We start from the raw sequence: 26,948 nt of genomic DNA, 5'->3' as shown, positions 1-26,948 counted from the left end.
TTCCAGAAGAAAGCAGATCGTGTTCAGATCACGTTCGCGCAGAAACGGGAACCCGACCGGCCGCAGGCCGGTCATCGGTGCCCTGCTCCTCGCGCTGTTCGCGACACCGGTGCTGCCCTCGGGTGTCGCCGAGGCGGCCCGTCCAAGTGCCCCGGACTCCGCCGACACCAAGGTCAGCCGGGTCCACCCGGTCACCGGCCTCGGGGCCAAGAAGGCCCGGGAGCGGGTCGCCCGGGACAAGAAGGCCAACCAGCGCCTGATAGCCCAGGCCCGCACGGAGCGCCGCGTCGCCTGGCCCAAGCCCGGCACGTCCCACGACTCGCTCGCGACCCCGTCCAAGGGCACCGTCGTCGACGTCACCGCGGTGAAGTCCGGCACCAAGAGGGCCTCAGGCGAGGCGTCCGTCCGGATCCTGGACCGGAAGGCCACACAACGGGCCGGAGTCACCGGTGTCGTGTTCACGGTGGGCGCCAAGCGGCCCGGCGCGGCCCGAGTGACCGTGGACTACAGCTCGTTCGCCTCCGCGGTCGGCGGCAACTGGGCCACCCGGCTGGGCCTGGTGAGGCTCCCGGCGTGCGCGCTGACCACCCCGGAGAAGCCCCGGTGCCGCGTCACGACCCCGGTGGACTCCACCAACGACACCGACGGCCAGACGGTGACGGCCCGCACGGCCGTCGCCGCGAGCGGCACCCCGACCGTGCTGGCGCTGGCCGCCGAGTCCACGACGACGTCCCCGGCCGGTGGCGGTGACTTCGCCGCCACCCCGCTGTCGGCGTCGTCGACCTGGCAGGCCGGCGAGTCGTCCGGCTCGTTCGCCTGGTCCTACCCGCTCACCCTGCCCCCGGCCCCGGCCGGTCCGGTGCCGCCGCTGGCGCTGGGGTACGACTCCGGGTCGATCGACGGCCGTACCGCCAACACCAACAACCAGGGCTCGCTGGTCGGTGAGGGCTTCTCGATGACCGAGTCCTATGTCTCGCGCCAGTACGGCAGTTGCGAGGACGACGGTCAGGCCGACAAGAACGACCTGTGCTGGAAGTTCGAGAACGCCTCGCTCGTCCTCAACGGTGTCGCCAACGAACTGGTCAAGGACGACACCTCCGGCAAGTGGCGGCTGAAGAACGACGACGCCTCGCAGGTCTTCCACGAAACCGGCGCCGACAACGACGACGACGGTGACGGCACGGACGGCAAGGGCGAGTACTGGCGGGTCGTCACCGGCAACGGCACGACGTACACGTTCGGTCTGAACAAACTGCCCGGCGCCGGCACCGAGCGGACCAACTCCACCTGGACCGTGCCCGTCTTCGGCGATGACAGTGGCGAGCCCGGCTACTCCGCGGGCACCGGCTTCTCGGGCCGTGCCAAGACCCAGGCATGGCGCTGGAACCTCGACCTGGTGCAGGACGTGCACGGCAACGCGGCGACCTACTGGTACGCCAAGGAGACCAACCACTACGCGAAGAACGGCGACAAGACGGCGCTCGAGTCGTACGTGAGGGGCGGTCACCCGACCGAGATCCGCTACGGCCAGCGCGCCGACGCGCTGTTCACGGGTGTCACCTCGGCGAAGGTCACGTTCACGTACAAGGAGCGCTGCACGGCCTCCTCGTGCGATTCGCTCACCAAGGACACCGCCGCCAACTGGCCGGACGTCCCCTTCGACTCGATCTGCGCGTCCACCGCGACCGACTGCCTCGCCACGGGCCCGGCCTTCTTCACCCGTAAGCGGCTGACGGCCGTCGACACCTACTACTGGTCCACGGCGGCCGAGCCGGACGCCTTCAAGCCGGTCGACTCCTACGCGCTGGGCCAGGCGTTCTTCGACGGGCAGGACATCGGCAACAGCTCCGACCAGGTCCTCACCCTCACCTCCCTCAAGCGCACCGGCCAGAACGGCACCCCGATCGGCCTGCCGCCGGTCGGCTTCACCTACCAGCAGCGGCCCAACCGCGTCGCCGGCGGCAGCCAGCCGGGCGGCGGCGACATCCTGCCGCTGACCCGGCCCCGTATCTCCACCATCACCTCGGAGACCGGCGCCGTCACGACCGTGGCGCTCTCCAACGAGGAGTGCGTGCGCGGCAGCACCATGCCGGCCGCGGCGGACAAGAACACCCTGTCCTGCTACCCCGTGTACTGGGCGGTCAACGGCGGTGACCCGGCGCTCGACTGGTTCCACAAGTACCGGGTCACCTCGGTCAACACCAGTGACCCCGCGGCCAAGAACCCGGCGGTCGAGTACAGCTACACCTACGAGTCCCCGGCCTGGCACTACAACGACGACCCGTTCACCAAGGAGAAGGAGCGCACCTGGTCCGTGTGGCGCGGCTACCAGAAGGTGACCACCCACACCGGTGAGGTGGGAGCCGTCCGCTCCAAGACGGTGAAGCTGTACATGCAGGGCATGAACGGCGACAGACAGCTCGACGGCACCACCCGCCCCGCGAGCGTCGAGCCGATCCCGATGCCGGGCGTCACCCTGTCCGCGGCGACCGACTCCGACCAGTACGCGGGCCAGCTGCGCCAGGAGATCACCTACGACGGCGGCACGCCGATCACGTTCAGCGTCAACAACTTCTGGTCCAAGCAGACCGCGAGCCAGCAGAAGTCGTACGCGAACACCAAGGCGCACTTCGTGCGCACGGCCCGCACCTACGAGCGCACCTGGCTGACGGCCGCGCAGAAGTGGCGGACCACCGCGGCGTCGTACACCTACGACGACACGTACGGCATGGTCACCCACAACGAGAACCACGGCGACTGGTCGGTGACCGGCGATGAGACCTGCACCCGCACCTGGTACGCGCGGAACGACACCAAGGGCCTGACCTCGCTCGTCTCCCGCACCCGCACGGTGGCCAAGCAGTGCGCGGACACCGACGACAAGCTGTCGCTGCCGGCGAACACCGACACCCGCGGGGACGTCCTCGCCGACGCCGCGACGGTGTACGACACCCCGGGCGCGACCGGCTGGAGCGCCGACCAGACGCCGACGCTCGGCCTGCCGACCTGGACGGGCCAGCCCAAGGGCTACCCGGCCGCGAGCGGCACGGCGGACCGCAACCCCGCCGCGGGGCAGTGGCAGACCGTCACCGCCACCACCTTCGACACCGCGACCGCCAAGCTCGGCCGGTCCCTGAAGGTGGCCGACGCCGCGGGCTACGAGACCAGCACGGCCTACTACCCGGCCGCGGGCGGCCCGGTCACCGGCGTCATCGTCACCTACCCGAAGCTGGCGTCGAACGGCCAGGCGCACAAGTCGTACACCTATTTCGACCCCGCGCGCGGCACGGTCTCCTATGCCCTCGACGCCAACCTCAAGCGCACCGAGCACACCTATGACGCCCTCGGGAGGATCACGGCCACCTGGCTGCCCAACCGGTCGAAGTCCGGGGGTGACACACCGAACGCGAAGTTCGACTACGGCATCAGCCAGACCAAGCCGTCCTGGAACTCCGTCGCCAAGCTGAAGGCGGACGGGACCGGGTATCGCACCTCCTACGCACTGTTCGACTCGTTGCTGCGCCCCGTCCAGACGCAGGTCCCCGCGGCGGCCGGCGGCGGGCGCGTCCTGAACGACACGCGCTACGACTCGCGCGGTCTGGCCGTCACCACGCAGCATGACGCCTACGACAACACCAGCGCCCCCAACAGCACCTACACGGGTGTCGAGTACGCCCAGTCGCCCAAGCAGAACGACACCGTCTACGACGGCGCGGGACGCGCGCTGAAGACCACGCTGTCCTCGTGGGGCGTCAAGAAGTGGGACACCACGACCACCTACACCGGTGACTCGGTGGCGACCACCGCGCTGGAGGGCGGTACCGCGTCCCGGACGATCACCGACGTCCTCGGCCGCACCAAGGAGACCCGCACCTACGCGGGCCCAGTCCCGAACGACACCGAGTACGGCGCGACGCAGGGAACCTCGTACACCAGGGTCGCCTTCACCTACACGCCGGACGCCAAGCAGAAGACCATCACCGGTCCGGACGGCTCCGTCTGGTCGTACACCTACGACCTCTACGGCCGGCAGGTCACCGCGACCGACCCCGACAAGGGCACCACGACCACCAAGTACACGGTCCTCGACCAGGTCGACCACACCAAGGACCAGAAGGGCCGGATCCTCTACTACGGATACGACGAGCTCGGCCGCAAGACCGGTCTGTGGCACACCAGCCGCACCGACGCCAACAAGCTCTCCGCCTGGACCTACGACAGCCTGCTGAAGGGGTACGTCGACGAATCCGTCCGGTACGAGAACGGCGTCGGCCAGACCGACAGCAAGGCGTACACCAAGAAGATCACCGCGTACGACAGCCTGAACCGGCCGACCAGCACCGATCTGACCCTGCCGGCCAGTGACGCGCTGGTCACCTCGCAGGCCGTCGCACAGACCACGACCTTCGGCACCGCGTACCGGCTCGACGGCACGGTCAACAACACGAAGGAGCCGGCAGCCGGCGGCCTGGCCGCCGAGACGGTCGAGACGCTGTACAACGACGCGGGGCTGCCGGTCTCGCAGTCCGGTATCAGCGGCTATCTGCTGGGGGTGGACTACTCCGCGCTCGGCCAGGTCCACCAGTACGAACTCGGCACCTCCGCCTCGGCCAAGCGGGTCTTCATCTCGCGCACCTACGAGGCAGGCACCGGCCGGCTGCTGACGTCGTCGACCGACGACCAGACCCGGGGGCCGGTCCAGGATCTGGAGTACCGCTACGACCAGTCCGGGAACGTCACCGCGATCCACGACCGCGCCGACACCGGCTCCGGGGCCGACCACCAGTGCTTCGCCTACGACGGGCAGAAGCGGCTGACCGAGGCGTGGACGCCGAAGACGGCCGACTGCTCGGCCACCGGGCGCGCCGTGGCCAACCTCGGTGGCGCGGCACCGTACTGGACCAGCTACTCCTACACGGAGTCGGGCCAGCGGGCGACCGAGACCCGCAACGCCGCCGTGCCGACCCCGGTCACGACGAGGTACTGCTACGACCCGGCCCGCAAGCACGCCCTGAAGTCGACCACGACGGCGGCCGCCTGCGACCCGGCGGCCGAGCAGTACACGTACGACGCCGTGGGCAACACGGAGACCCGCGCCGAGTCGGCGGGGTCCGCCACCCGGCAGTCCCTGCTGTGGAATGCCGAGGGCAAGCTCAGCAAGGTCACCGAGGGGACCACGGCCACCGACTACGTGTACGACGCCGACGGCACCCTCCTCATCCGCCGCGACAACGCCGTGAACGGCGAGAGCGTGCTGTACCTCGGGGCCACCGAGGTACACCTCAAGGGCGGCAAGAAGTGGGCCAACCGCTACTACACGGTGGCCGGAGCCGCCATCGCGGTGCGCAGCAACGCGAGCGGCACCGAGAAGCTCCAGTACCTCTCGGGCGACCACCACGGCACCAGCACCGTCGCCATCGGCAGTGACAGCGCCCAGGCGCTCAGCAAGCGGTACACCACCCCCTTCGGCACCGCCCGAGGCAGCGGCACCGGTACCTGGCCGGACGACAAGGGCTTCCTCGGCAAGAGTGTCGACAGCGGCACCGGGCTCACCCAGATCGGGGCCCGCCCGTACGACGCCTCCACCGGCCAGTTCCTCAGCGTCGACCCGCTGCTGATGCCGGAACAGCACCAGTCCCTCAACGGGTACGGCTACGCCAACGGCAACCCCACCACGCTCAGCGACCCGTCCGGGCTCGGCGTGCCCGAGTGCCACACCGGTGAGATCTCATGCACCGGCGGCATCCCGGACACCGAGGCGGAGCGGAAGGCCAAGGGGTGGAAGCCGAGGAAAAGCAGTACCTCCGGCACCTCGTATGTGAACAAGGACGGCAGGTCGGGCAGGGCGCCGGCGGGCGCCAGTCGCTACGGCCGCTCTCTGGAGGAGATCCTCTTCGCCAACGCGGAGATCGCCGCGAAGCTGCGCAAGGAGCGGGTGAACCAGATCCTCGACGGCGAGTGGGATCTCTCCGACCCCTACGAGGAGATGGCCGAGGAGATCGAGGACTCGGTCGGCTGCCCCCGCGGCGCCAGGGACGGCTGCGGCGCGTACAAGCTCGGTTCCGCGTTCGCCGACATGCTGACAGGTCCCGACCGGGACGACGTCGAGGAGATCATGGAACGGATCGACGAATCCTGGAAGCGCAAGAACACGAAGCGCTCCGCGAGCGAATTCGGTTTCTCCGACGACGCCGAGTTCCAGTTGGCCCTCACCCTGGCCGTCATGGGACATGACGTCATGTCCCGCAACGACGACCAGCAGGCACCCCACGCGGGAGACGCCTGGGTCGACGACAAACGGGCCGAGTTCAAGGTGCCCCGGGGCTCGAACACCAATCAGCTCGCCAAGCACCTGAAGAAGGCCGACCGCGAACAGCAGGTCGACGTCGTCTATGTGGATCTGCGTCCCGTCGGAATGGACGAGGACGGTGTGAGCGACGCCCTGCGGCAGTGGAACCCCAAGGGGACCGTGGAACGCGTCGTGTTCATCGGCAGGGACTACGTGGTCGACCACGAGGTATAAGAGAGGACCACGCGGGGGGTGCCGGGACGACCGGCTCCCCCCGTGTCTCTCACGACCGGAAATGGATATGAAGGTGGGCGTTTTCGAAGCACACGTCGGCTTCAAGAAGGATTTCGAACTCTACGTCGGACCAGCGCGGGAGACCGACGAGTGGCGGCGGTTCGCCGGGGAGCTGTGGCAAGACGTCGCCACGACGCTGCGCGTCCCCCTCGACGTGCCCGTAGCCGAGTCAGCCGACGGTGACGAGTGGCGGTACTGGTTCGAGAACAGCGAGATGAGCGTCTCCCTGTACCTGGGCCGTCCGGATCCGGGTGCCGTCGACAAGGCACCGGCGATACTCACCGCCGTATCCCGCTCCTACGACGTGGAGAGCTGGCAGCTCGCGGAGCGGCTCTACACTCGGCTCGTCTCCGCCGGCACGTACCTGGTGGCGGCGTTCCTGGACGACGGTACGCCGATCGACGCGAACTTCGACGTCGACGACGACTGGTGAGCCGACCAGTACCACTCGATGTCCGTGGACGAGGGAGAGTTCACGGACCTCTGTGCCCGACGACCCGCCGGGTCAGGCGGGCACCCTCGCCGCCTCCTCGACCTCCAGCAGGGACGCGCTCCGGCGTTCCGCCTCGAAGGCCCGGTGGCCGCCGCGCAGCCCGAACAGCCGCTTGGTGAGCAGGATGTAGAGCACGGCGAGGATGTTGAGGACCAGGGTGGCGATCTTCAACCAGCTGATGTGCTCGGTGAGTTCGTAGATCTCCAGGGGGAGGAAGGCGGCCGTGGCGACGACCGTCAGATACTCCGCCCAGCGCTTGGCGTACCAGAGCCCGACCGCCTCGACGAGCTCGATGAGCGCGTAGGCCAGGAGCAACACCGCGACCAGGACCAGGGTGCTGTGCTTGTACCCGAAGGTCTTCTGGAGGGTGCCGACGACCGGTGAATGGTCGAGGTCGTAGTGGAAGTGCCGGAAGACCGGGCGGAAGACGTCCAGGTACTCGTCGAAGAGCCGGCGCACCGCGTCCTGGGAGTTGCTGAACTTCCACACGGCCGCCGCGACCAGCACGATGAACACGCCGCGCACGGCCCGCTCGATCGCGAGGAAGCGCAGCACGAACAGATCCCGCAGCACCTTGCCGCGCGGCACGAGCGGCGCCTCGGCGGCCGGACCCGAGCCGTGCGGCTCGCCGAGCACGAAGTCACCGCAGCGCAGACACCGCCAGACCTCGCCGAGCGCGGTGTCGGCACGCAGCCGGATCCGCAGCCGGGGGTCGTCCGGCGCGTACGTCACATGCCCGCGCCGCGCGCAGGTGCGCCGGTCCCAGTCGATCGCCATCCCCCGTGCCTTCCACGAACGCCGAACGAGCCTGCCGCGCCTGTTGGGGGCAGGCGCGGCAGGCTAGTGGGGGCGGGTAAGAGTTCGGTGAGGGGACCGCCGGGGGTGTTGCGGGTCCGGGCGGCTGAGCGACGGGGGAGCTACTCAGCCGCCCGGACATTTCAGTGGGCCCAGGGGGGCTCAGGCCTTCGCGAGTTCCTTCTCGCCGCCCTGCTCCGGCAGGTCCGCGTGGACGTCTCCGGCACCGTCACCCTCGCCGTCCTCGTCGAGCAGCGTCTTCTCGTCGAAGGGCAGCTGACCGGCGAGCACCTGGTCGACCCGGCCGCGGTCGATCTCCTTGGTCCAGGTGCCGATCAGGACCGTGGCGACGGCGTTGCCCGCGAAGTTGGTGAGGGCGCGGGCCTCGCTCATGAAGCGGTCGATGCCGACGATCAGGCCGAGGCCGTCCACCAGGGCGGGCTTGTGCGACTGAAGACCACCGGCCAGGGTCGCGAGACCGGCACCGGTGACACCGGCGGCGCCCTTGGAGGCGACGAACAGGAAGAGCAGCAGCGGGATCTGCTCACCGAGCGACATCGGCGTACCCATGGCGTCGGCGATGAACAGCGAGGCCATGGTCATGTAGATCATGGTGCCGTCGAGGTTGAAGGAGTAGCCGGTCGGGACGGTGATGCCGACGACGGGCTTGCTGACGCCCATGTGCTCCATCTTCGCGATGAGCCGCGGCAGCGCGGACTCGGAGGAGGAGGTGGAGAGGATCAGCAGGAACTCGCGGCCCAGGTACTTGAAGAGCTTGAGGATGTTCAGGCCCGCGAACACCCGCAGCAGCGCTCCGAGCACGATGAAGACGAACAGGAAGCAGGTGAGGTAGAAGCCCACCATGAGAAGGGCGAGATCCTTCAGCGCGTCCACGCCCGCCGAACCGACGACGGCGGCCATCGCGCCGAAGGCGCCGATCGGGGCGGCCCACATGACCATGGCAAGGATCCGGAAGACGAGCCGCTGGATGTGCTCGACACCGCGCAGGATCGGCTGCCCGGAAGAGCCCATGGCCTGCAGCGCGAAGCCCGCCAGCAGGGCGATGAGCAGGGTCTGGAGGACCTCGCCCTCGGTGAAGGCGGAGACGAAGGTGGTCGGGATGATGCCGAGCAGGAACTCGGTGGTGTCCTTGGCCTCCGCGTCGACCTGGGCGTGGCCGACGTCCTTGACGGCGTCGGTGACGGCGAGCCCGGTGCCCGGGTCCAGGATGTTGCCGACGATCAGACCGATGCCGAGCGCGACGAGCGACATGACCATGAAGTAGCCGAGGGCGATACCGCCGACGGCGCCCACCTTGGCGGCCTTCCGTACCGACCCGATACCCAGGACGATCGTGCAGAAGATGATCGGCGAGATCATCATCTTGATCAGGCTCACGAAGCCGGTACCGATCGGCTTCAGCTCGACGGCGAAGTCCGGGGCGACCATGCCGACGAGGATGCCGAGGGCGACCGCGACGATCACCGCGATGTAGAGATAGTGGGTCCGGTCCTTCTTGACCTTGACCTTGGGTGCCGTATCGGGTGCTGCGGGGGTGCTGGCGGCCACGGCTGCCCTCCTTGACGTCTTCGTCGGCATGACCGGAGTGCGGCTCACGTCCGGGCTGTTTAAGGGATTGCGGTGACTATCTCCTGCCCTGTGAGGGCGGTCACCCTTCCGTTCATTTAGTTCACACTTAACGTCGGAGGCACACTGACGACATGCGCATCCCCGTCCCCCGTCCCCGCAGCCTGGCCGGCCAGCTGTTCGCCATGCAGGCCGTGCTCATAGCGGTGCTGGTGGCGGGCTACGCGTTGTTCACGTACGTCAGCGACCGCAGCCAGGCCGAGGAGGCGGCGGGCCGCCAGGCCATGGCGGTGGCGGGCGCGGTCGCGGACTCCCCGTCCGTACGGCAGGCGATCCACACCTCCGACCCCTCGGCGCGGCTCCAGCCGTACGCGCTCCGAGTGATGCGCGACGCCGACGTCGACTTCGTGACGATCATGAACACGCACGGCATCCGCTGGACCCACCCCACGGAGTCGGAGATCGGCAAGAAGTTCCTGGGCCGGATCGGCCCGGCCCTGGCCGGCGAGTCCTTCACCGAGACCTACACCGGCACCCTCGGCCGCTCGGTCCGCGCGGTCACGCCGATCATGGAGGACGGCAAGGTCATCGGCCTGGTCAGCGCGGGCATCAAGGTGGAGGCGATCAGCAAGCGGGTGCAGGGCCAGCTCACGGCGCTGCTGGGAGTGGCGGGAGGCGCGCTGGCGCTGGGCGCGATCGGCACGTACGCCATCAATGCCCGCCTCCGCCGCCACACCCATGGCATGAACGCGGCCGAGCTGAGCCGGATGCACGACTACCACCAGGCCGCGCTGCACGCGGTGCGCGAGGGGCTGCTGATGCTGGACGGCCAGTTCCGGGTGGCGTTGATCAATGACGGGGGGCGGGAGCTGCTGGGGGTGCCCGGGGATGTCGTCGGTCAGTCCGTAGCTGACCTGGGCCTTCCCGCACCTCTGACGGGAGCGCTGCTGGCGTCGGAGCCGAGGGTCGATGAGGTGCATCTGGCGGCGGACCGGGTGCTGGTGGTGAACACGTCGCCGGTGTCGGGGGGTGAGCGGCGGGGGACGGTCGTGACGCTGCGGGATGTGACGGAACTTCAGTCGTTGATGGGCGAGTTGGACTCGGAGCGCGGTTTCACTCAGGCGCTGCGGTCGCAGGCGCACGAGGCCGCGAACCGCCTCCACACGGTCGTCTCCCTGATCGAGTTGGGGCGGGCGGAGGAGGCGGTGGACTTCGCGACGGCTGAGTTGGAGTTGGCGCAGGCGCTGACGGATCAGGTGGTGGCGGCGGTGAGTGAGCCGGTGCTGGCCGCGCTGTTGCTGGGGAAGACGGCACAGGCGAACGAGCGGGGTGTGGAGCTGGTGGTGTCGGAGGACAGCCGGCTGGACGACGGTCTGCTGCCGCCCTCCCTCCCGGCCCGGGACCTGGTGACGATCCTCGGGAACCTGATCGACAACGCGGTGGATGCGGCGCAGGGCAGCGTGGGGGCGCGGGTGACGGTGACCGCGTACACGGACGGTGGCGAGCTGGTGCTGCGGGTCGCGGACACGGGCGCGGGGGTGGACCCGGCGCATGCGGAGGCGGTGTTCCAGCGGGGGTTCTCGACGAAGCCGGCGGGGCCTGGTGGACGGGGGCTGGGCTTGGCTCTGGTGCGGCAGGCGGTTGCGCGGCATGAGGGGACATTGGCTGTGGCGGCGGCCGAAGAGGGCGGCGCCGAGTTCGAGGTACGGGTGCCGTTGCGGGATGCCGGGGACACGGCGACCGCGGGCATGGTCGAAGATGCGTCGACGACAGCTGCCGTACCGGCCGGGACCGAGCGGCGCGCTGTGCGAGGTACCGCATCCGGAGGCGACGCATGACGACCCAGCCAGAGCCGATCCGCGTCCTGGTCGTCGAGGACGACCCGGTGGCCGCGGACGCACATGTGATGTACGTGGGCCGGGTACCGGGGTTCGTCGCGGTCGGCAAGGCGCACACGGGAGCGGAGGCGCGGCGGCTGCTGGACCGTACGCCGGTGGATCTGCTGCTGCTGGATCTGCATCTGCCGGATGTGCACGGGTTGCAGTTCGCGCGGTCGTTGCGGGCGGCGGGGCATCAGGCGGACGTGATAGCGGTGACGTCGGCGCGGGATCTGACGGTGGTGCGGGAGGGCGTGTCGCTGGGGGTCGTGCAGTACGTACTGAAGCCGTTCACGTTCGCCACGCTGCGGGATCGGCTGGTGCGGTACGCCGAGTTCCATGCGGCGGTGGGGGAAGCGAGCGGGCAGGACGAGGTGGACCGGGCGTTGGCTTCGTTGCGGGCGCCCTCGCCTGCGGCGCTGCCCAAGGGGTTGAGTGCGCCGACTCTGGAACGGGTGACGGCTGCGCTGCGGGAGGCGGAGGAGGGGCTTACGGCGACGGGGCTGGCCGAGGGGGTCGGGATCTCGCGGATCACTGCTCGGCGGTATCTGGAGCATCTGGTGGAGGCGGGGAGGGCTGAGCGGGCGCCGGTTTATGGGCAGGTGGGGAGGCCGGAGTTGGTGTATCGGTGGGGGCGGGGGGTGGGGAGGCGTTAGGGGTGGGGGCGGTTAGGGCGGCGGCTTGGGTGCGGGCTTGGGCGGCTTTGTCGGGGGCGTTGGCTCGGGTGTAGGTGTCGGCGGCCTCGAGGTAGGCGGGGCGGGCCTGGTCCGGACGGCCGGCGGTCGAGTGGAGGCCGGCCAGGTTGTAGAGGGCCGCCCCCGCGCTGTACCAGTCCTCGCACTCCCGAGCGATCTCCAGGGATGTGCCGTACGCCTCGACCGCCCCCTCCACCCCACCCACATCCCGCAGGGCGAGGCCGAGGTTGTTCCACGCCACCGCCTCGCCGGGGCGGTCCCCGACGTCCTGGAACAGGTCACGGGCCCGGGTGTGGGCCTGCACCGCCTCCTCCCCCCGACCCACCTCCCGCAAGGCGACGCCGAGGCCGTCCCACGCGCTCGCCTCGCCGGGGCGGTCCCCGACGGCCTGGTGCAGGTCGCGGGCCTGGGTGTGGGCCTGCACCGCCTCGTCCACCCGACCCACCTCCCGCAGGGCGAGGCCGAGGTTGTTCCACGCCGTCGCCTCGCCGGGGCGGTCACCGACGTCCTGGAACAGGCCGTGGGCCCGGGTGAGGGCCTGCACCGCCTCCTCCCCCCGACCCACCTCCCACAGGGCGCTGCCGAGGTGGTCCCACGCGACCGCCTCGTCCAGCCGGTCACCCGCCCGCCCAGCTGCATCCCGCCCCGCCTCCGCCACCGCGATCCAGTCGTCGAAATACCGCCGCCAGTCCAGATACACCCCCAGACGCCAGGCCAGCCGCACCGCCCCCCGCGCGAACCTCTCCTCCCGACCCCACCCCACCGCCGCCACCAGCCCAGCCCGCTCCCCGTCGAACCACGCCAACGCCTCCCCCCTCCCCCCGAACCGCTCCGGCACCTCCCTCCCCGGCAACCACCGCAACCGGTCATCCGCCGCCGCAGCCCACCGCAGATACCAACCCAGCACCCGCTCCCGAGCCACCTCCCCCTCCTCCCACAACCCCGCATCCCCCGCCACCACACCCACCCCGAACGCCCGCACCAAGTCATGCAGCCGCCACCACCCGCGCCCACTCCCCCGCTCGACAAGGTGCGCTCGGGCCAGCGCCTTCAACTCCCCCCGCGGTGGAGCCTCGGCCCCCACCAATACGGCGGCGACCTCATCGCTCACCTCAGCCCCCGGCGCGAGGGCAAGAAGCCGCAGGAGACGGGCCTGTTCGACAGACAACCGGCGATAGGACAACTCGAAGGCGGCGCGGACACTGCGCTCGCCGTCATGGAGGTGAACGAGCCTGTCCCGCGACGCCTCAAGCTCGCCGACAAGCTCCGCGACCGGCATATCGACGTCGTCCACCAGCAGCGCCGCCGCGATCTGCAGGGCCAGCGGCAGATGCCCACACAGTTCGGCGAGTCGTACGGCCGCCGACGCATCGTCCGTCACACGGCTGTCCCCAGGGCAGGCGATACGCAGCGCCCGGTCAAGAAGATCACAAGCGTCCCCGACCGGTAGAGAGCCGCCCGATCGTCGGCCGTGGCCGGAATGTGCTCTGGCGGAACCCCAAGGGCCCGCAACAGTGACTGAAGCGCCTGGTCCGCGCTGACGGGCCGGTCGTCGTACCCATGCAGGTCCACGAAGAGCACCCCGCCCGGGAACCACCCCTTCCCGCACGCCAGATGCGCGGTCTCGACGGCCAGCGCGGTCTTGCCGATCCCACCGAGCCCGGACACGGCAGTGACCACGACCGCGGCAGAGTCATCGAGCGCACGCAGCAGCTCAGCGGTCTCCGCGCCCCGCCCCGTGAACCCACCGGGCCGCAACGGCAGCGAGGCCAGTGCCTGCGGCGCCGCGGCTGCCTGCTGGATCACGACCTGTACGCCGATCACCTCGCGCAGGAACACCCCGCCCCGGAAGTCGGTGTGATCGCCCCGATACCAGGCCGCGGTACTACCCGGCGCATGCCGCTCCATGGCCGCCGCGACGGAACCCGCGACCCTCGGATCGGCGCCGAGCAGCTCCGCCACCCGGTCACCCCAGGCCCGTACCGCGTCCTCCCGGTCCGTGCCGGCGGCCGCCTCGGCGAGCACCCACGCCGAGTCACTCGCACCCTGCCCAAGCAGCCGCGCCAGTTCCTCAACGGCCCGCCGCCCGGCCTCTCCGCCCGCGCCTTCGCCCAGGGCCGCAAGTAAAGCCGCTCTCATGCGCCGTTCCGTCCCCCGGTCCTCGCGCTCGCACCCGTAGGTCAACGGTACGGCGTCACACCCCAGTTCGCGCCGCCCTCGCATACACCACGACCTGCACCCCGAGCCCGACCACGGCCAGCGCCTCCACCACCGACAGGACGACGAGCAATTCACCGCCCTCCCCACCGACCCAGAACACGACCAGCGCCGCGATCGGCACCGCACAGAAGGCCGTCAGGTCGACTACCAGCTGAATCGCCTTGCGGGACTTCCGCCGAGGATCCCCCGAGTGCCCGGTCTCCCACCCGAACGCCTGGAATCCCCCACCCGGCTCGGCAAGCGCCGCAAGCCGGGGTCCGAGGTCCGCCCGGACATACGCACCGATCGCCGAGATCTTGTCGTCGTTCACCAGGTAGGTCCACCCGAGCACGACACACACCGGAGGCAGGGCAAGCAGCATCGACGCCTGCTTGGCCTGCGCGGCGGCGGCGATGACGGCGGCCACGACGGCGAGGGTCACATACAGCAGGTTGTCCCGGAACCCGATCCGTGCCTTCTGCTCGTCCTTGATGGTCTGATACTCGACGATCAGCAACTGCCCGACGGTGACACCCTGTTCCGGCACCCGATCCCCTTCCCCCGCAGTACTTTGAGAGTGTGCCGAAGACCCAGCCCACCGCCCTCATCCTGACCGCGCTCCCCCTCGAATACACGGCCGTCCGCGCACATGTCGAGGATCGCGAGGAGCACGTACACAGCGGCGGGCTCCGCGTGGAGAAGGGCCAACTCCCCAACACGCCCTGGCAGATCGCCCTCTCCGAACTGGGCGTCGGCGCCGAGCGTGCCGCATCCCTCACCACCCAGCTCATCAACTGGCTGCACCCGCAGGCCGTCTTCTTCGTCGGTGTCGCCGGCGGCCTCAAGGACGACCTGGAGATCGGCGACGTGGTCGTGGGCACGCAGGTGTACGAGATCCACGGCGGCAAGCAGACGCCAGAGGGCCTCCTGGTCCGCCCCCGCGCGCTCCCGAGTTCCCTCGCCCTGGAACAGGCGGCCCGTTCGGCGGTACGGGACATGCCCGACGTACGCGCGCACTTCCTGCCGATCGCCACCGGCGACATCGTCCTGGCCGACAGCGAGTCCGAGATCGCCGACTTCATCCGCCGGAACTACAACGACGCCGGCGCGATCGAGATGGAGGGCTCCGGCGCCGCCCAAGCCGCCCATCTCAACGGCCAGTTGGACGCCCTGGTCATCCGCGGCATCAGCGACCACGCCGACGCGGGCAAGTCCAAGGCCGACGCGGCGGGTTCACAGCAGCTGGCGGCGAAGCAAGCTGCGGCTGTCACGATGGCCGTACTGACCAAGCACCGGCCCCGCGAGGGTTCCGCCGACTCCGAGGAGCGTCCCCAAGAACGCGGGGAAGGCGGCGGAACGACGTACGGCGGAGACCACATCGACTTCCGGGGCGGCACCTTCTACGGCCCCGTCACCGGCAAGACCGACAGGCAGCAGCAGCGGTAACCGGGGCGCCGCCCACGGCCCGGCCCCACAGGCGAGCGCGACGCTGCCACCCCGTCCACCGAGCTTTACAGGTCGCAAGGCGGACCTGGACCGCCTGCTCCCCCACCTGGCCCCGACGGAAGACGACGCCCCCGCACCCCCGCTCCTCATCTTCACCGTCACCGGCATGGGCGGCATCGGCAAGACCGCGCTCGCGGTCGAGGCGGCGCACCGGGCACGGGCGAGGGGCTGGTTCCCGGGCGGGTTCCTCTTCGTGGACCTGCGGGGTTACGACGACGCTCCGATGACGGCGGATCAGGCTGTGCTGGCGCTTCTGGACGCGATGGGCGTGCGGGGGCCCGATCTGCCGCCGACAGCGCGCCGCCAGTACGACGCGTATCACGCCCTCCTGACCGAGCGACGGAACCGAACACTGCTGATCCTGGACAACGCCTCGGATCCGTCCCAGTACCTGCCCCTACTGCCGGGCACGGACCACCACAGGGTGATCATCACTTCCCGGGACCGCTCCGACGCCCTCCCGGCCCGGCTCATCGACCTTGAAACCCTCACCCCGGGCGACTCGGAGTCGCTGCTGACGCGCGCCGTGCTCGACACCGACGAACGCGACGACCGACCGGCCCGGGAAGCCGACGCGCTGCACGAACTGACCGAGCTTTGTGGCCATTTGCCCTTGGCGTTGCAGATCGCCGCGGGCATGCTGCGTCGGCGGCGCCATCGGGACATCGCTTCCCTCGTGACCGAGATCCGGGGTGCGGCAGACCCGACAGCCGTACTCGATAAGGGCAGCCCCGGGAAGGACGTGTACGGCCGGTCGCTGGTCCTGGGCCCGGTTCTGGAGACGTCGTACCGCCGACTCCCGCCCGCACAGGCCCGGTTGCTGCGCCTGCTCGCACTGGCACCGGGGGCGGATACCAGCACGGAGGCGATCTGCGCGCTGGCCGATCTCGAAGAGCCGGTGGCGCTGGGGTTGTTGGAGGACCTCGCCGCCGCTCATCTGGTCTTGCCGGTGCGTTGCGTCGACGGCCGGGACTCTGCCGTGCGGTGGGGTTTGCATGATTTGGTGCGGGCGTTTGGGGTGGGTGTGGTGTCGGGGGATGCGGGGTTGCGGGAGGAGGGGGAGGCGGCTCGGGAGCGGGTGCTGGGGTGGTATCTGCGGTGGGCGGATGCGGCGGATGACCGGTTGCGGTGGTTGCCGGGGATGCCAGTGCCGGAGCGGTTCGGGGAGTGGGGGGAAGCGTTGGCGTGGTTCGACGGGGAGCGGGCCGGGCTGGTGGCGGCGGTGGGGTGGGGGCGGGAGGAGCGGTTCGCGCAGGAGGCGGTGCGGCTGGCCTTGTGTCTGGGGGAGTATCTGTACTGGCGGCGGTATTTCGACGACTGGATCGCGGTAGCGGAGGCGCGGCGGGAGGCGGCCGGGCGGACGGGTGACCGGCTGAACGAGGCGGGCGCGTGGAACAACCTCGGCGTTGCCCTGCGGGAGGCGGGACGGGTGGAGGAGGCGGTGCAGGCCCACACCCGGGCCCGCGACCTGCACCAGGCCGCCGGGAACCGCCCCCGCGAGGCGAGCGCGTGGAACGGCCTCGGCAACGCCTTGGGGGAGGCGGGTCGGGTGGAGGAGGCGGTGCAGGCCCTCACCCGGGCCCGCGATCTGCACCAGGCCGCCGGTGACCGCCCCGGCGAGGCGATGGCGTGGAACAACCTCGGCCTCGCCCTGCGGGAGGCGGGTCGGGTGGAGGAGGCGGTGCAGGCCCACACCCGGGCCCGCGACCTGTACCAGGCCGCCGGTGACCGCACCCGCGAGGCGAGCGTGTGGAACAACCTCGGCGTCGCCCAGGAGGAGGCGGGACGGGTGGGCGAGGCGGTTGAGGCGTACGGCACGTCCCTGGAGATCGCTCGGGAGTGCGAGGACTGGTACGGCGTCGGGCTGGCCCTCTACAACCTGGCCCTCCTCCATCAGACCGCCGGCCGCCCCGCCCAGGCTCGCCCCGCCTACCTCGAGGCCGCCGACGCATTTACCCGAGCCAACGCCCCCGACAAAGCCGCACTAGCCCGCACCCAAGCCACCGCCCTCCCGGAATAGCCCACCCCTCACCCCACCCCCGCATACCCCCGAGCCCCACCCCAAGGCACCACCGCCCACATCCGCGTCCCGCCCCCGGGCTCCCGAGCCTCCCCGAACCCCCACTCCCCCTCACACGCCCGCACCACGCACCCCAACACCCGCAGCGCCGCCCGCCGCCGCGCATCGCACGCCGCCACGACCCTCGGGTGGCTGTGCCGGGGATGCCCGTCGTAGAGGATCACCCGCAACGCACCGTCCCTGAACCGCAGCGACAGGTACGCGTCGTCGTCGGGCGTGAACCGGTACGCACACGCGGCCAGTTCACCCACCACCTGCACCACCGCCTCCGTCATGTCGCCCAACCCGTGCGCCTGGAGGGCAACGCGGGTCGCGGCCCGCGCGACGCGGGAACTCATCGGCTGGGCAGGCAGCGTGAGGCTATACGCGAGGCCATCGGGGCACGGCGGCGCAGCCTCGTGCTCGTCGGTAGAGACGGGGCAGGCCGAGACGGTCAGCGCAGCGGGCATGGCAACTCCCTCTATTGATGCGGGCATTGGATGAGTCACGGCACGACCGGTGGCCTGTCGCGCGAGCGCAGGCAGGCTCGTGCGATGCACTTCCGGCGATGTCACGCCGTGAGCGACTCATCACTGACAGTAGAGGGAAGATGGGCACATGTGCCACCTACTTCTACACATTGCCTACTTCACATTGGACCCGTGCGCAGCACACAGGGCAGACTGACCCCGACCAACCGGGAAGAAGGGGCACTGATGCCGACACGTCCCGCACCGACGGAGCGTCAGAAACGCCTGGGTGCCGAGCTGCGCAGGATGCGTCTGGCCGCTGGGCAGACCACGGAGTACGCAGCCGGACTGCTGGGGCTGGACCGCACGAAGGTGTCCAACATGGAGTCGGGCGTCCGGGGCACCACACCCGAACGCATCCGGATACTCGCCAGCAACTACGATTGCGCGGACGAGCCTTACATCGAAGCACTCGTCGCCATGGCTGACGTACGCAAGCGGGGCTGGTGGCAGCAGTACAGGGGCGTCCTCCCCCAAGGTCTGCTCGATGTCGCCGAGTTGGAGTGGTACGCCAGCCGACTGCGCAGCTACCAGACCGTACACATCCCCGGCCTGCTGCAACTCGGCGAGTACGCTCGCGCCGTCTTCGCCGCCGCGCTGCCGCCCCTGCCCGATTCCGAGGTCGAACTCCGCGTCGTACAGCGACTACGGCGTCAGCAGGTTCTCGACCGCGAGGACCCCGTCGAGTACGTGGCGTACGTCCACGAGTGGGCCCTGCGCATGCAGTTCGGCGGGCGTCGCGTGATGCGCGAGCAACTGCACCACCTCTGCCAGGTCTCCGAGCGCGACGCTGTCGAGCTTCGCGTACTCCCCGTCGAGGCCGGCGCCTTCCCCGGCGCCGGGCACGCCGTGCTGTACGCCCACGGCCCGACCCCGCAGCTCGACACCGTGCAACTGGACTCAGCCCACGGCGGCGAGTTCACTCACTCGCAGGCCCAGCTCGCCAAGTACCAGTCCCACATGGACTGGTGGCAGGCCCACACGCTGAGCCCCAAGGACTCACGCGACCTCATGCACTCCATCGCCAACGACCTGTAGGAGCAACTCATGCCGGACATCACCTGGGAAGAGCCCTTCTGCGCCGAGGGCAACAACTGCTTCCGCCTCGGCACCGACCCCCACGGCAACGCCTACATAGCCGTTGCCGGTCACGAGGACACCTACCTCACCGACACCCGCGAAGCGCTCCGCACCCTCATCCGCGACATCAAGGCGGGCAAAGCAGACCACCTCATCTAGCCTCCCGCACAGACCACTTGGCCGTACCTTGGGTGAGTGACAGGACCCACCGTGGCGGTGCTGACCGCGTTGTCCCTGGAGTACACGGCCGTACGGGGACACCTGACGGACATCCACAAGCGGGAGCACCCGCGCGGCACTCGTGCCGAGGTCGGGACCTTGGCGGGCACACCATGGTCGGTCGCCCTGGTGCAGATGGGCGAGGGCAACCTGACCGCCGCCGCCCTGACGGAGCGGGTGATGACATGGCTGGAGCCCGACGCCGTGTTCTTCGTCGGGGTCGCCGGCGGTCTGAAGGACGACATCGCGCTGGGGGACGTCGTCGTCGCGACCAAGGTGTACGCGGTGCACGGCGGCAAGGAGACCCCGGACGGCTTCCATGTACGACCGGAGGCCTGGCGTGCCTCGCATCGGTTGCGGGCGGCGGCGCAGGACGCCCTTCGGGATGATCCTCGGGCGCATTTGAAGCCGATCGCGGCCGGGGACGTCGTACTGGCGGCGTCGGAGTCCGCGCTGGCCGAGCATTTGAAGAAGTACTACAACGACGCGGCCGCCATCGAGATGGAGGGCGCGGGGGTGGTGAGCGCGGTCGATCTCGCCGGTGGGGACGCGCTGGTGATCCGGGGGATCAGCGATCGGGCCGACGGGGACAAGTCCCGGGTGGACGGGGCGGGTTGGCAGCCGAGGGCCGCGGCGAGTGCGGCTTCGGCGGTGGTGGCGGTGTTGCGGGAGTTGCGGCCGTTCGGGGGTCGGGCGGGGTCTGCCGGACGCGAGGGCGACGACTCCGACCAGGAGGGTCCCCATTCCGCGGGCACATACGGCGGGGACCACCTCGACTTCCGGGGCAGCACCTTCAACGGGCCGTTCACCGCGAAGAAGTGGGGAGAGCGGTAGTTCGACGCGCAGGTCGGTCCACGGCCCGGTGCCGGTGGCGACCGCCGCACTACCAGCGGTGCCCGCGGGATTCACGGGGCGGGACGGCGACCTCGCCGAGCTGATGCCGGTGCTGAATCCGGCCGCCGATTCCGACTTGCCCGTGCTGATCTGCGCGGTGTCGGGGCTGGGCGGGATCGGGAAGACGTCGTTGGCGGTGTACGCGGCACGGCAGGCGGTGCGGAACGGATGGTTTCCGGGCGGGACGCTGTTCGTCGACTTCCGCGGGTACGACGACGACCCGGTGACGGCGGACCAGGCGCTGGTGGCATTGCTGGACGGCCTGGGCGTGTGCGGTACGGACCTTCCCCAGACGTCGGCGAGCCAATACGCCCTCTATCAGGCGTTGCTCGACGAACGTCCCTCGACGCTGCTGCTCTTCGACAACGCCTCGGACCCCGCCCAGCTCACACCCCTCCTCCCCGGTACCGACCATCACCGGGTACTGATCACGTCCCGAGGACGGCTCACCGCCCTGGACGCACGACTGCTCGACCTCGATGTCCTGACACCGGAGGCGGCGGCCGACCTCCTCACCAAGTCCCTCCAGCTCACCGATCCGCGAGACGACCGGGTACTGCGCGAGCCGAAAGCCGTTGCCGAACTCGGAACGCTGTGCGGACATCATCCGCTGGCGCTGCGCCTGACGGTCGGCATGCTGCGGGAGCGGCGGTATCGAAGCATCGGTTCGCTGGCGAAGGAGCTGGGCGGGGACGGAGACCGGATGCGGGTGCTCGGGGCACGCCCTGTATTGGAGGCGGCTTACGGTCAACTCCCTTCGGATCAGGCGCGGTTGTTGCGCTTGCTGTCCTTGGCTCCTACGGCCGAGGTCAGCGGCGAGGCGGCGGCAGCGCTGGCCGGGCTCTCCGACAGCCGGACGCTCACCCTGCTGGAGGGGCTGGCTGCCGCCTGTCTGGTCACACCAGTACCGGTCGCAGGAGAGGACGTGCGCTGGCGGCTGCATGACCTGGTGCGAGCGTTCGGTGCGGATTTGGTGTCGGGGGATGCGGAGTTGCGGAAGGAGGGGGAGGGGGCTCGGGAGCGGGTGTTGGGGTGGTTTGTGCGGTGGGCGGATGCGGCGGATGACCGGTTGCGGTGGTTGCCGGGGATGCCAGTGCCGGAGCGGTTCGGGGGGCGGGGGGAGGCGTTGGCGTGGTTCGACGGGGAGCGGGCTGGGCTGGTGGCGGCGGTGGGGTGGGGGCGGGAGGAGCGGTTCGCGCGGGAGGCGGTGCGGCTGGCCTTGTGTCTGGCGGAGTATCTGGCCTGGCGGCGGTATTTCGACGACTGGATCGCGGTGGCGGAGGCACGGCGGGAGGCGGCCAGGCGGACGGGTGACCGGCTGGACGAGGCGGGCGCGTGGAACAACCTCGGCAACGCCCTGCGGGAGGTGGGCCGGGTGGAGGAGGCGGTGCAGGCCCACACCCGGGCCCGCGACCTGTACCAGGACGTCGGGGACCGTTCCGGTGAGGCGGGCGCGTGGAGCGGCCTTGGCCTCGCCTTGCGGGAGGCGGGTGGGGTGGAGGAGGCCGTGCAGGCCCACACCCGGGCCCGCGACCTGTTCCAGGCTGTCGGGGACCGCACCCGCGAGGCGGTCGCGTGGAACAATCTCGGCGTTGCCCTGCGGGAGGCAGGTGGGGTGGAGGAGGCGGTGCAGGCCCACACCCGGGCCCGCGACTTGTACCAGGCTGTCGGGGACCGCACCCGCGAGGCGAGCGCGTGGAACGGCCTCGGCATCGCCCTGGAGCAGGCAGGCCGGGTTGAGGAGGCGGTCGAGGCGTACGGCACATCCCTGGAGATCGCCCGGGAGTGCGAGGACTGGTACAGCGCGGGGCTGGCCCTCTACAACCTGGCCATCCTCCATCAGACCGCCGGCCGTCCCGCCCAGGCCCGCCCCGCCTACCTTGAAGCCGCCAACGCATTCACCCGCGCCAACGCCCCCGCCGACGCCGCCGACGCCCAATCCGCCGCAGACGCATTGACCTGACTAGACCACCCCTCCTACCTTCACGGGGCAACCATCCCGGCGCCACCCCCACGTGAGCCCGCAGGAGGTCATGCCCGTGCGCCCCACCGCCGCCGTACTCCTCGTCTCCACCCTCACCGCCGCAGCGACCCTCACCGCGTGCAGCGGCTCGTCCGGATCCGACCCCGACACGCTCAAGGTCTCCTTCAAGCAGTCAACGGACAACTCCATCAAGGTGATGGACGAGTTCCTCGCCGGCATCAAGACGCAGTTCGAGAAGGAAAACCCCGGCAAGAAGGTCGAGTTCATCCCCGTCAAGGCCCCGGACTCGGAGTACTACACCAAGGTCCAGCAGATGCTCCGTTCCCCCAAGACCGCCCCGGACCTGGTCTACGAGGACACCTTCCTCATCAACTCCGACATCACCAGCGGGTACTTGAAGCCGCTGGACGACTACCTCGCCAAGTGGCCCGACTGGGCCCAGTTCATCGACACGGCGAAGACGGCGGCCAAGGCCGAGGACGGAAAGACGTACGGCGTCCCGGACGGCACCGACACCCGGGGCCTCTGGTTCGACAAGGGCATCTTCGCGAAGGCCGGCCTCCCCACCGACTGGCAGCCGAAGACCTGGGACGAAGTCCTCGACGCGGCCCGCACCATCAAACGCAAGGTCCCCGACGTCACGCCCCTCAACGTCTACACCGGCAAACCCGCCGGCGAGGCCGCCACCATGCAGGGCTTCGAGATGCTGCTCTACGGCACGAACGACGGCACCACCGACCCCCTCTACGACACCACCAGCAAGAAGTGGATCGCCGGAAGCCAGGGCTTCAAGGACGCCCTCGATTTCGTCGAGACGGTCTACCAGGAGAAGCTCGGCCCCGACGTCTCCACGGCCCTCGACCCCAACATCCAGACGATCGTCCGCGGCGATCTGCTCCCCAAGGGCAAGCTCGCCATCGACCTGGACGGCTCCTGGCTCCCGCAGGACTGGCTGCCGGGCAGCGGTCACGAATGGCCCGAGTGGTCTCGGAAGTTGGGCCTCGCCTACATGCCCACCCAGCACGGCCAGGCGCCCGGCAAGGTGAGCATGTCCGGCGGCTGGACCTGGGCGATCCCCGCCAAGGCGGCCAACCCGGACCTCGCCTTCAAGTTCATCGAGACGATGCAGACGAAGGCGAACGCGCAGAAGTGGTACATCGCCAACTCCGGTATCGCGGTCCGGAAGGACGTCGCGAGCGACCCCGCCTACGCCTCCGCCCAGCCCGGCATCAAGTTCTTCACCGACCTGGTCGCGAGTACGCACTACCGGCCTGCCTACCCCGCGTATCCGAAGGTCTCCACGGCGATTCAGGAGGCGATGGAGGGTGTGACCACCGGTGACATGTCGACGGACGAGGCGGCGAGTTCGTACGACGACGCGCTCAAGTCGGCCACGGACAACCAGGTGATCCAGAAGTGAGCGACGGCGGCCCCCTCGCCCGTCACCCCGGCCACCACCTCGCCCGTCACCCGGACCACCACCTCGGCCGTCCCCCCGGCCACCGCTCCCTCACCCACCCCTTCACCCGCCGCCTCACCCGGCTCCTCCCCCTCTCCCCCGCCCTGGTCCTACTGCTCCTCTTCCTCGCGGGCCCCATCGCCTACTGCGCCTACATCGCCTTCACCGACCTCCAGCTCACCGGCCAGGCGCACGCGTCGTTCGTGGGCTTCGACAACTTCCGCGAGGCCTTCCAGGACGAGGAGTTCCTCAACGCGGTCTGGCTGACGCTGGTCTTCACCGTCATCTCCTCCCTGATCGGCCAGAACACCCTCGGCCTGGCGCTCGCCTCCCTCATGCAGCGCGCTTCGAAGCCGGTCCGCACGCTCACCGGCGGGATAGTGATCACGGCGTGGGTCCTGCCGGAGGTGGTGGCGGGCTTCCTTCTCTACGCCTTCTTCCGCAAGGAGGGCACGCTCAACGCCATCCTCGACGCGCTCCATCTCCCGTCCCAGAACTGGCTGTTCACGCTGCCGATCCTGGCGGTGTCCTTCGCGAACGTATGGCGAGGCACGGCCTTCTCCATGCTGGTCTACTCGGCGGCGCTCAACGAGATCCCGAAGGAGATCACAGAAGCGGCGGAGGTGGACGGCGCCGGCGGCTGGCGCCGTATGTGGCACATCACGCTGCCGATGATCCGCCGCTCGATCGGCACGAACCTGATGCTCAACACGCTCCAGACCCTGTCCGTCTTCGGTCTGATCTGGGTGATGACGAGAGGCGGCCCGGGTGACAAGAGCCAGACCCTCCCGCTCTTCATGTACGAACAGGCCTTCCAGAACAGCATGATCGGCTACGGCACGGCGGTGGCGCTGCTGTTGTTGCTGGTCGGCTCGCTGTTCTCCGTCGTCTATATGCGCCTGCTGCGGACGGAGGTCTGACGATGCCAAGCCGCCGTACGAGCCGCCGACTGGCCGCCGACGCAGGACTGTTGGTGGTGGCCGCGGCCTTCGCGCTGCCCCTGGCGTGGGTGATCCTGTCGTCCCTGGACCCGCGAGCGGAGCTCCGGGTGAAGGCCCCCGACGGCCTCACCCTGGACAACTTCGACGCGGTCCTGACCCCGGAGATCACGCTCACGCCGCTGCTCAACAGCCTGATCCTGTGCGGCGGCGGAACCCTGCTGACCGTGGCGTGCTCGGCGCTGGCGGCGTACCCCCTGTCCCGCTTCCGTTCCCGCCTGAACCGCCCCTTCCTCCTGACGATCCTCTTCGCGACGAGCCTGCCGATCACCGCGATCATGGTCCCGGTGTACGCCCTGTTCGTGCGGGTGAACCTCATCGACACCATGCAGGGCACGATCTTCTTCTTCGCCGCGTCCCAACTCCCCTTCGCCATCTGGCTGATGAAGAACTTCATGGACGGCGTACCGAAGGAGCTGGAGGAAGCTGCCTGGACGGACGGGGCGTCGTCGTTCCAGTCCCTGATCCGCATCGTGCTCCCCCTGATGGGCCCAGGAGTTGCCGTCGTGACGGTCTTCTCCTTCGTCATGATGTGGGGCAACTTCTTCGTCCCCTTCATGCTGCTGCTCACGCCCGACCAGATGCCGGCGAGCGTGAGCATCAACGAGTTCTTCGGGAACAGGGGGATGGTGGCGTACGGACAGCTGGCCGCGTTCTCCGTCATCTACTCGACGCCGGTGATCCTGCTGTACGTGCTGGTCGCCCGGCGGCTGGGCGGGGGCTTCGCGCTCGGCGGCGCGGTGAAGGGATGAACCGCCCGAGGGCCGTCAGGCCTCCGGCAGCCCTTCCGGCCGGAACGGCTCCCCGCCGACCACCCCAGCCGACCACCCTGCGATCCCGGATCGCAACGGGACAACGAGACGACAGGATTGCGCCGCACGTTCTCCCCCTCCACGCGTCCGATTGCCGCGTTGCCCCCGACGCACTCGCCTTCGAGATCCGCTCGCATACGCGAGATCCACGGCATTCCGTCGCCCCAGACCCTCGCGGAGTCCGAGAAGTCCGGCGTCGGCAAGCGCTCGCGAATATGCCGCTCTACCTTGCCGTTCACTTCCCACCCCGAGCCGCCGTCCTCCCGACCGCGCCCGCGACACCCGTCCCGCGCCGCCCTCACCACCACCCCCACCCCGCCGACCGTCGATCACCAGCCACCCGAACCCCTGGCCGAAACCGTACGTTCCTACAATCCGTGATCCTGGCCGAACAGACCGTAGTCACCACCGGCGCACGCCCCTACGTTGTGCCCCGTGCGCCGACCCCCAGCTCTCCCGAACCAGCCAGGCCCTCCCTTCAACGCCCCCGCCGCCCGTCGCCTCAGAACCGCCCTCAACATGGGGCCCGAGCATGTCGCCTACGGCATGCGGGCCTCGTACGGGATGCCGTACGTCACCCCGGATCTCGTGGTCGCCTGGGAGCGCGGCATGGTCTCGCCGACCAGCCCGGAGCTGACCGCTCTCGCGGGCGTGCTGTGGTGTTCGCCGGGTGAGCTCATCGGGCGGCCGCGGACCCTGCGCGAGCACCGCATCACCCGCGGACTCGCGCCCGACGACGTCGCCCGCGCCCTGGGCCTGGAGATCCTCGCCTATCTGCGGATGGAGGAGAACAACGACTGGCGCGGCACCGAACGCCAGGCCACCGCCCTCGCCGAACTGCTCGAACTCGACCTGCCGGACTTCGTCACCGTCACCGGGCGCGAGCCACGCCTGGCCGAGCATCTGCGCAGCGCGGTCACCACGCGCTGGCAGGCCTACGTCCGCCCGGTCGGCAAGATCGTGCCCCTGGACCGGCGGCTCCTGGAGGACGCTCTCCAGGAGCTGCACCGCGAGTACCAGGGGCAGATGATGGCCACCCTCAGCTGGGGCAGCGGCAACGGCGCGGACGCGTCGGGACAGGACTTCCTCGACCGGATCGTCGATCACTTCTGGACGAACGTCCAGGAGATCACCGGTTGACCAGACCCGGAAAGGAACACGAAAGGAATACGAAACGG

At 69.8% G+C, this 26,948-nt stretch carries 19 protein-coding genes and 1 pseudogene; 14 read left to right on the top strand and 6 right to left on the bottom strand.

What is annotated here, in order from left to right; genetic code table 11:
• Nucleotides 1-19 precede the first annotated feature (19 nt).
• Together EJC51_RS33260 and EJC51_RS33255 are read left to right on the top strand one after the other, a co-directional pair.
• Nucleotides 20-6,523, top strand: a complete 6,504-nt coding sequence (locus EJC51_RS33260; protein ID WP_244362964.1) for an RHS repeat-associated core domain-containing protein — start codon at nt 20-22, stop codon at nt 6,521-6,523.
• A 73-nt stretch (nt 6,524-6,596) separates the two neighbouring features.
• Complete coding sequence (locus EJC51_RS33255; RefSeq protein WP_126274438.1) at nt 6,597-7,016, top strand: hypothetical protein; 420 nt, start codon at nt 6,597-6,599, stop codon at nt 7,014-7,016.
• Nucleotides 7,017-7,088: 72 nt separating this feature from the next.
• Here EJC51_RS33255 and EJC51_RS33250 read toward each other — a convergent pair whose 3' ends face one another.
• Together EJC51_RS33250 and EJC51_RS33245 are read right to left on the bottom strand one after the other, a co-directional pair.
• Nucleotides 7,089-7,853 (bottom strand): DUF2127 domain-containing protein, encoded by a 765-nt coding sequence (locus tag EJC51_RS33250; protein WP_126274437.1) that lies wholly within the window; start codon nt 7,851-7,853, stop codon nt 7,089-7,091.
• A gap of 180 nt (nt 7,854-8,033) precedes the next feature.
• Nucleotides 8,034-9,470, bottom strand: a complete 1,437-nt coding sequence (locus tag EJC51_RS33245; protein ID WP_425276849.1) for a cation:dicarboxylate symporter family transporter — start codon at nt 9,468-9,470, stop codon at nt 8,034-8,036.
• A gap of 122 nt (nt 9,471-9,592) precedes the next feature.
• On the opposite strand from EJC51_RS33245, the gene EJC51_RS33240 reads away from it, so the two are divergent.
• Together EJC51_RS33240 and EJC51_RS33235 are read left to right on the top strand one after the other, a co-directional pair.
• Nucleotides 9,593-11,296 (top strand): ATP-binding protein, encoded by a 1,704-nt coding sequence (locus EJC51_RS33240; protein ID WP_126274435.1) that lies wholly within the window; start codon nt 9,593-9,595, stop codon nt 11,294-11,296.
• Nucleotides 11,293-11,991: a response regulator gene (locus tag EJC51_RS33235; protein WP_244362962.1), complete on the top strand. Its 699-nt coding sequence runs from the start codon at nt 11,293-11,295 to the stop codon at nt 11,989-11,991. Before EJC51_RS33240 ends, EJC51_RS33235 begins: the two co-directional genes overlap by 4 nt.
• 127 nt (nt 11,992-12,118) lie before the next feature.
• Here the strand turns inward: EJC51_RS33235 and EJC51_RS49420 are convergent.
• From EJC51_RS49420 to EJC51_RS33225, 3 genes and pseudogenes are all read right to left on the bottom strand, one after another.
• Nucleotides 12,119-13,309 (bottom strand): annotated as a pseudogene (locus EJC51_RS49420) (tetratricopeptide repeat protein); the annotation flags it as partial.
• Between the two features lie 98 nt (nt 13,310-13,407).
• Nucleotides 13,408-14,169, bottom strand: a complete 762-nt coding sequence (locus EJC51_RS49415; RefSeq protein WP_341870683.1) for a hypothetical protein — start codon at nt 14,167-14,169, stop codon at nt 13,408-13,410.
• 55 nt (nt 14,170-14,224) lie between these two features.
• A complete protein-coding gene (locus EJC51_RS33225; protein WP_126274434.1) occupies nt 14,225-14,776 on the bottom strand; it encodes a hypothetical protein in 552 nt (183 codons plus the stop codon).
• 32 nt (nt 14,777-14,808) lie between these two features.
• On the opposite strand from EJC51_RS33225, the gene EJC51_RS33220 reads away from it, so the two are divergent.
• Both EJC51_RS33220 and EJC51_RS33215 read left to right on the top strand, forming a co-directional pair.
• Nucleotides 14,809-15,675 (top strand): 5'-methylthioadenosine/S-adenosylhomocysteine nucleosidase, encoded by an 867-nt coding sequence (locus EJC51_RS33220; protein WP_126274433.1) that lies wholly within the window; start codon nt 14,809-14,811, stop codon nt 15,673-15,675.
• 106 nt (nt 15,676-15,781) lie between these two features.
• Nucleotides 15,782-17,755 (top strand): tetratricopeptide repeat protein, encoded by a 1,974-nt coding sequence (locus EJC51_RS33215; RefSeq protein WP_341870734.1) that lies wholly within the window; start codon nt 15,782-15,784, stop codon nt 17,753-17,755.
• Nucleotides 17,756-17,763: 8 nt separating this feature from the next.
• On the opposite strand, the gene EJC51_RS33210 is transcribed toward EJC51_RS33215, so the two are convergent.
• Nucleotides 17,764-18,153, bottom strand: a complete 390-nt coding sequence (locus EJC51_RS33210; RefSeq protein WP_341870682.1) for an ATP-binding protein — start codon at nt 18,151-18,153, stop codon at nt 17,764-17,766.
• Nucleotides 18,154-18,510: 357 nt separating this feature from the next.
• Between EJC51_RS33210 and EJC51_RS33205 the strand changes: the two genes are divergently transcribed.
• From EJC51_RS33205 to EJC51_RS33170, 8 genes are all read left to right on the top strand, one after another.
• On the top strand, nt 18,511-19,362 hold the full coding sequence (locus tag EJC51_RS33205) for a helix-turn-helix domain-containing protein (RefSeq protein WP_126277232.1): 852 nt from the start codon (nt 18,511-18,513) through the stop codon (nt 19,360-19,362).
• Between the two features lie 9 nt (nt 19,363-19,371).
• Nucleotides 19,372-19,563, top strand: coding sequence for a hypothetical protein (locus EJC51_RS33200; protein ID WP_126274430.1), 192 nt, complete (start codon nt 19,372-19,374; stop codon nt 19,561-19,563).
• Between the two features lie 36 nt (nt 19,564-19,599).
• On the top strand, nt 19,600-20,457 hold the full coding sequence (locus EJC51_RS33195) for a 5'-methylthioadenosine/S-adenosylhomocysteine nucleosidase (RefSeq protein WP_244362960.1): 858 nt from the start codon (nt 19,600-19,602) through the stop codon (nt 20,455-20,457).
• Nucleotides 20,458-20,560: 103 nt separating this feature from the next.
• Complete coding sequence (locus tag EJC51_RS49240) at nt 20,561-22,480, top strand: tetratricopeptide repeat protein (protein ID WP_126277231.1); 1,920 nt, start codon at nt 20,561-20,563, stop codon at nt 22,478-22,480.
• A 70-nt stretch (nt 22,481-22,550) separates the two neighbouring features.
• A complete protein-coding gene (locus EJC51_RS33185) occupies nt 22,551-23,921 on the top strand; it encodes an extracellular solute-binding protein (protein ID WP_126274429.1) in 1,371 nt (456 codons plus the stop codon).
• Between the two features lie 143 nt (nt 23,922-24,064).
• Entirely contained in the window at nt 24,065-24,880 is an 816-nt protein-coding gene (locus EJC51_RS33180) for a carbohydrate ABC transporter permease (protein ID WP_126277229.1), read from the top strand.
• Between the two features lie 2 nt (nt 24,881-24,882).
• Nucleotides 24,883-25,710, top strand: coding sequence for a carbohydrate ABC transporter permease (locus EJC51_RS33175; RefSeq protein WP_126274428.1), 828 nt, complete (start codon nt 24,883-24,885; stop codon nt 25,708-25,710).
• 495 nt (nt 25,711-26,205) lie between these two features.
• The gene (locus EJC51_RS33170) at nt 26,206-26,910 is read left to right on the top strand and encodes a helix-turn-helix domain-containing protein (RefSeq protein ID WP_207924763.1); all 705 of its coding nucleotides are present in this window, start codon (nt 26,206-26,208) and stop codon (nt 26,908-26,910) included.
• Nucleotides 26,911-26,948 lie beyond the last annotated feature (38 nt).

This window comes from Streptomyces aquilus (genome assembly GCF_003955715.1).
GTDB lineage: Bacteria > Actinomycetota > Actinomycetes > Streptomycetales > Streptomycetaceae > Streptomyces > Streptomyces aquilus.
This window is presented reverse-complemented; position numbering and strand designations above follow the sequence as displayed.

Coding starts and splice junctions, on each gene's coding strand:
- EJC51_RS33250 (WP_126274437.1), bottom strand. CDS start 7,853: ATGGCGATCGACTGGGACCGGCGCACCTGCGCGCGGCGCGGGCATGTG.
- EJC51_RS33245 (WP_425276849.1), bottom strand. CDS start 9,470: ATGCCGACGAAGACGTCAAGGAGGGCAGCCGTGGCCGCCAGCACCCCC.
- EJC51_RS33240 (WP_126274435.1), top strand. CDS start 9,593: ATGCGCATCCCCGTCCCCCGTCCCCGCAGCCTGGCCGGCCAGCTGTTC.
- EJC51_RS33235 (WP_244362962.1), top strand. CDS start 11,293: ATGACGACCCAGCCAGAGCCGATCCGCGTCCTGGTCGTCGAGGACGAC.
- EJC51_RS49415 (WP_341870683.1), bottom strand. CDS start 14,169: ATGAGAGCGGCTTTACTTGCGGCCCTGGGCGAAGGCGCGGGCGGAGAG.
- EJC51_RS33210 (WP_341870682.1), bottom strand. CDS start 18,153: ATGAGTTCCCGCGTCGCGCGGGCCGCGACCCGCGTTGCCCTCCAGGCG.
- EJC51_RS33205 (WP_126277232.1), top strand. CDS start 18,511: ATGCCGACACGTCCCGCACCGACGGAGCGTCAGAAACGCCTGGGTGCC.
- EJC51_RS33200 (WP_126274430.1), top strand. CDS start 19,372: ATGCCGGACATCACCTGGGAAGAGCCCTTCTGCGCCGAGGGCAACAAC.
- EJC51_RS49240 (WP_126277231.1), top strand. CDS start 20,561: ATGCCGGTGCTGAATCCGGCCGCCGATTCCGACTTGCCCGTGCTGATC.
- EJC51_RS33185 (WP_126274429.1), top strand. CDS start 22,551: ATGCCCGTGCGCCCCACCGCCGCCGTACTCCTCGTCTCCACCCTCACC.
- EJC51_RS33175 (WP_126274428.1), top strand. CDS start 24,883: ATGCCAAGCCGCCGTACGAGCCGCCGACTGGCCGCCGACGCAGGACTG.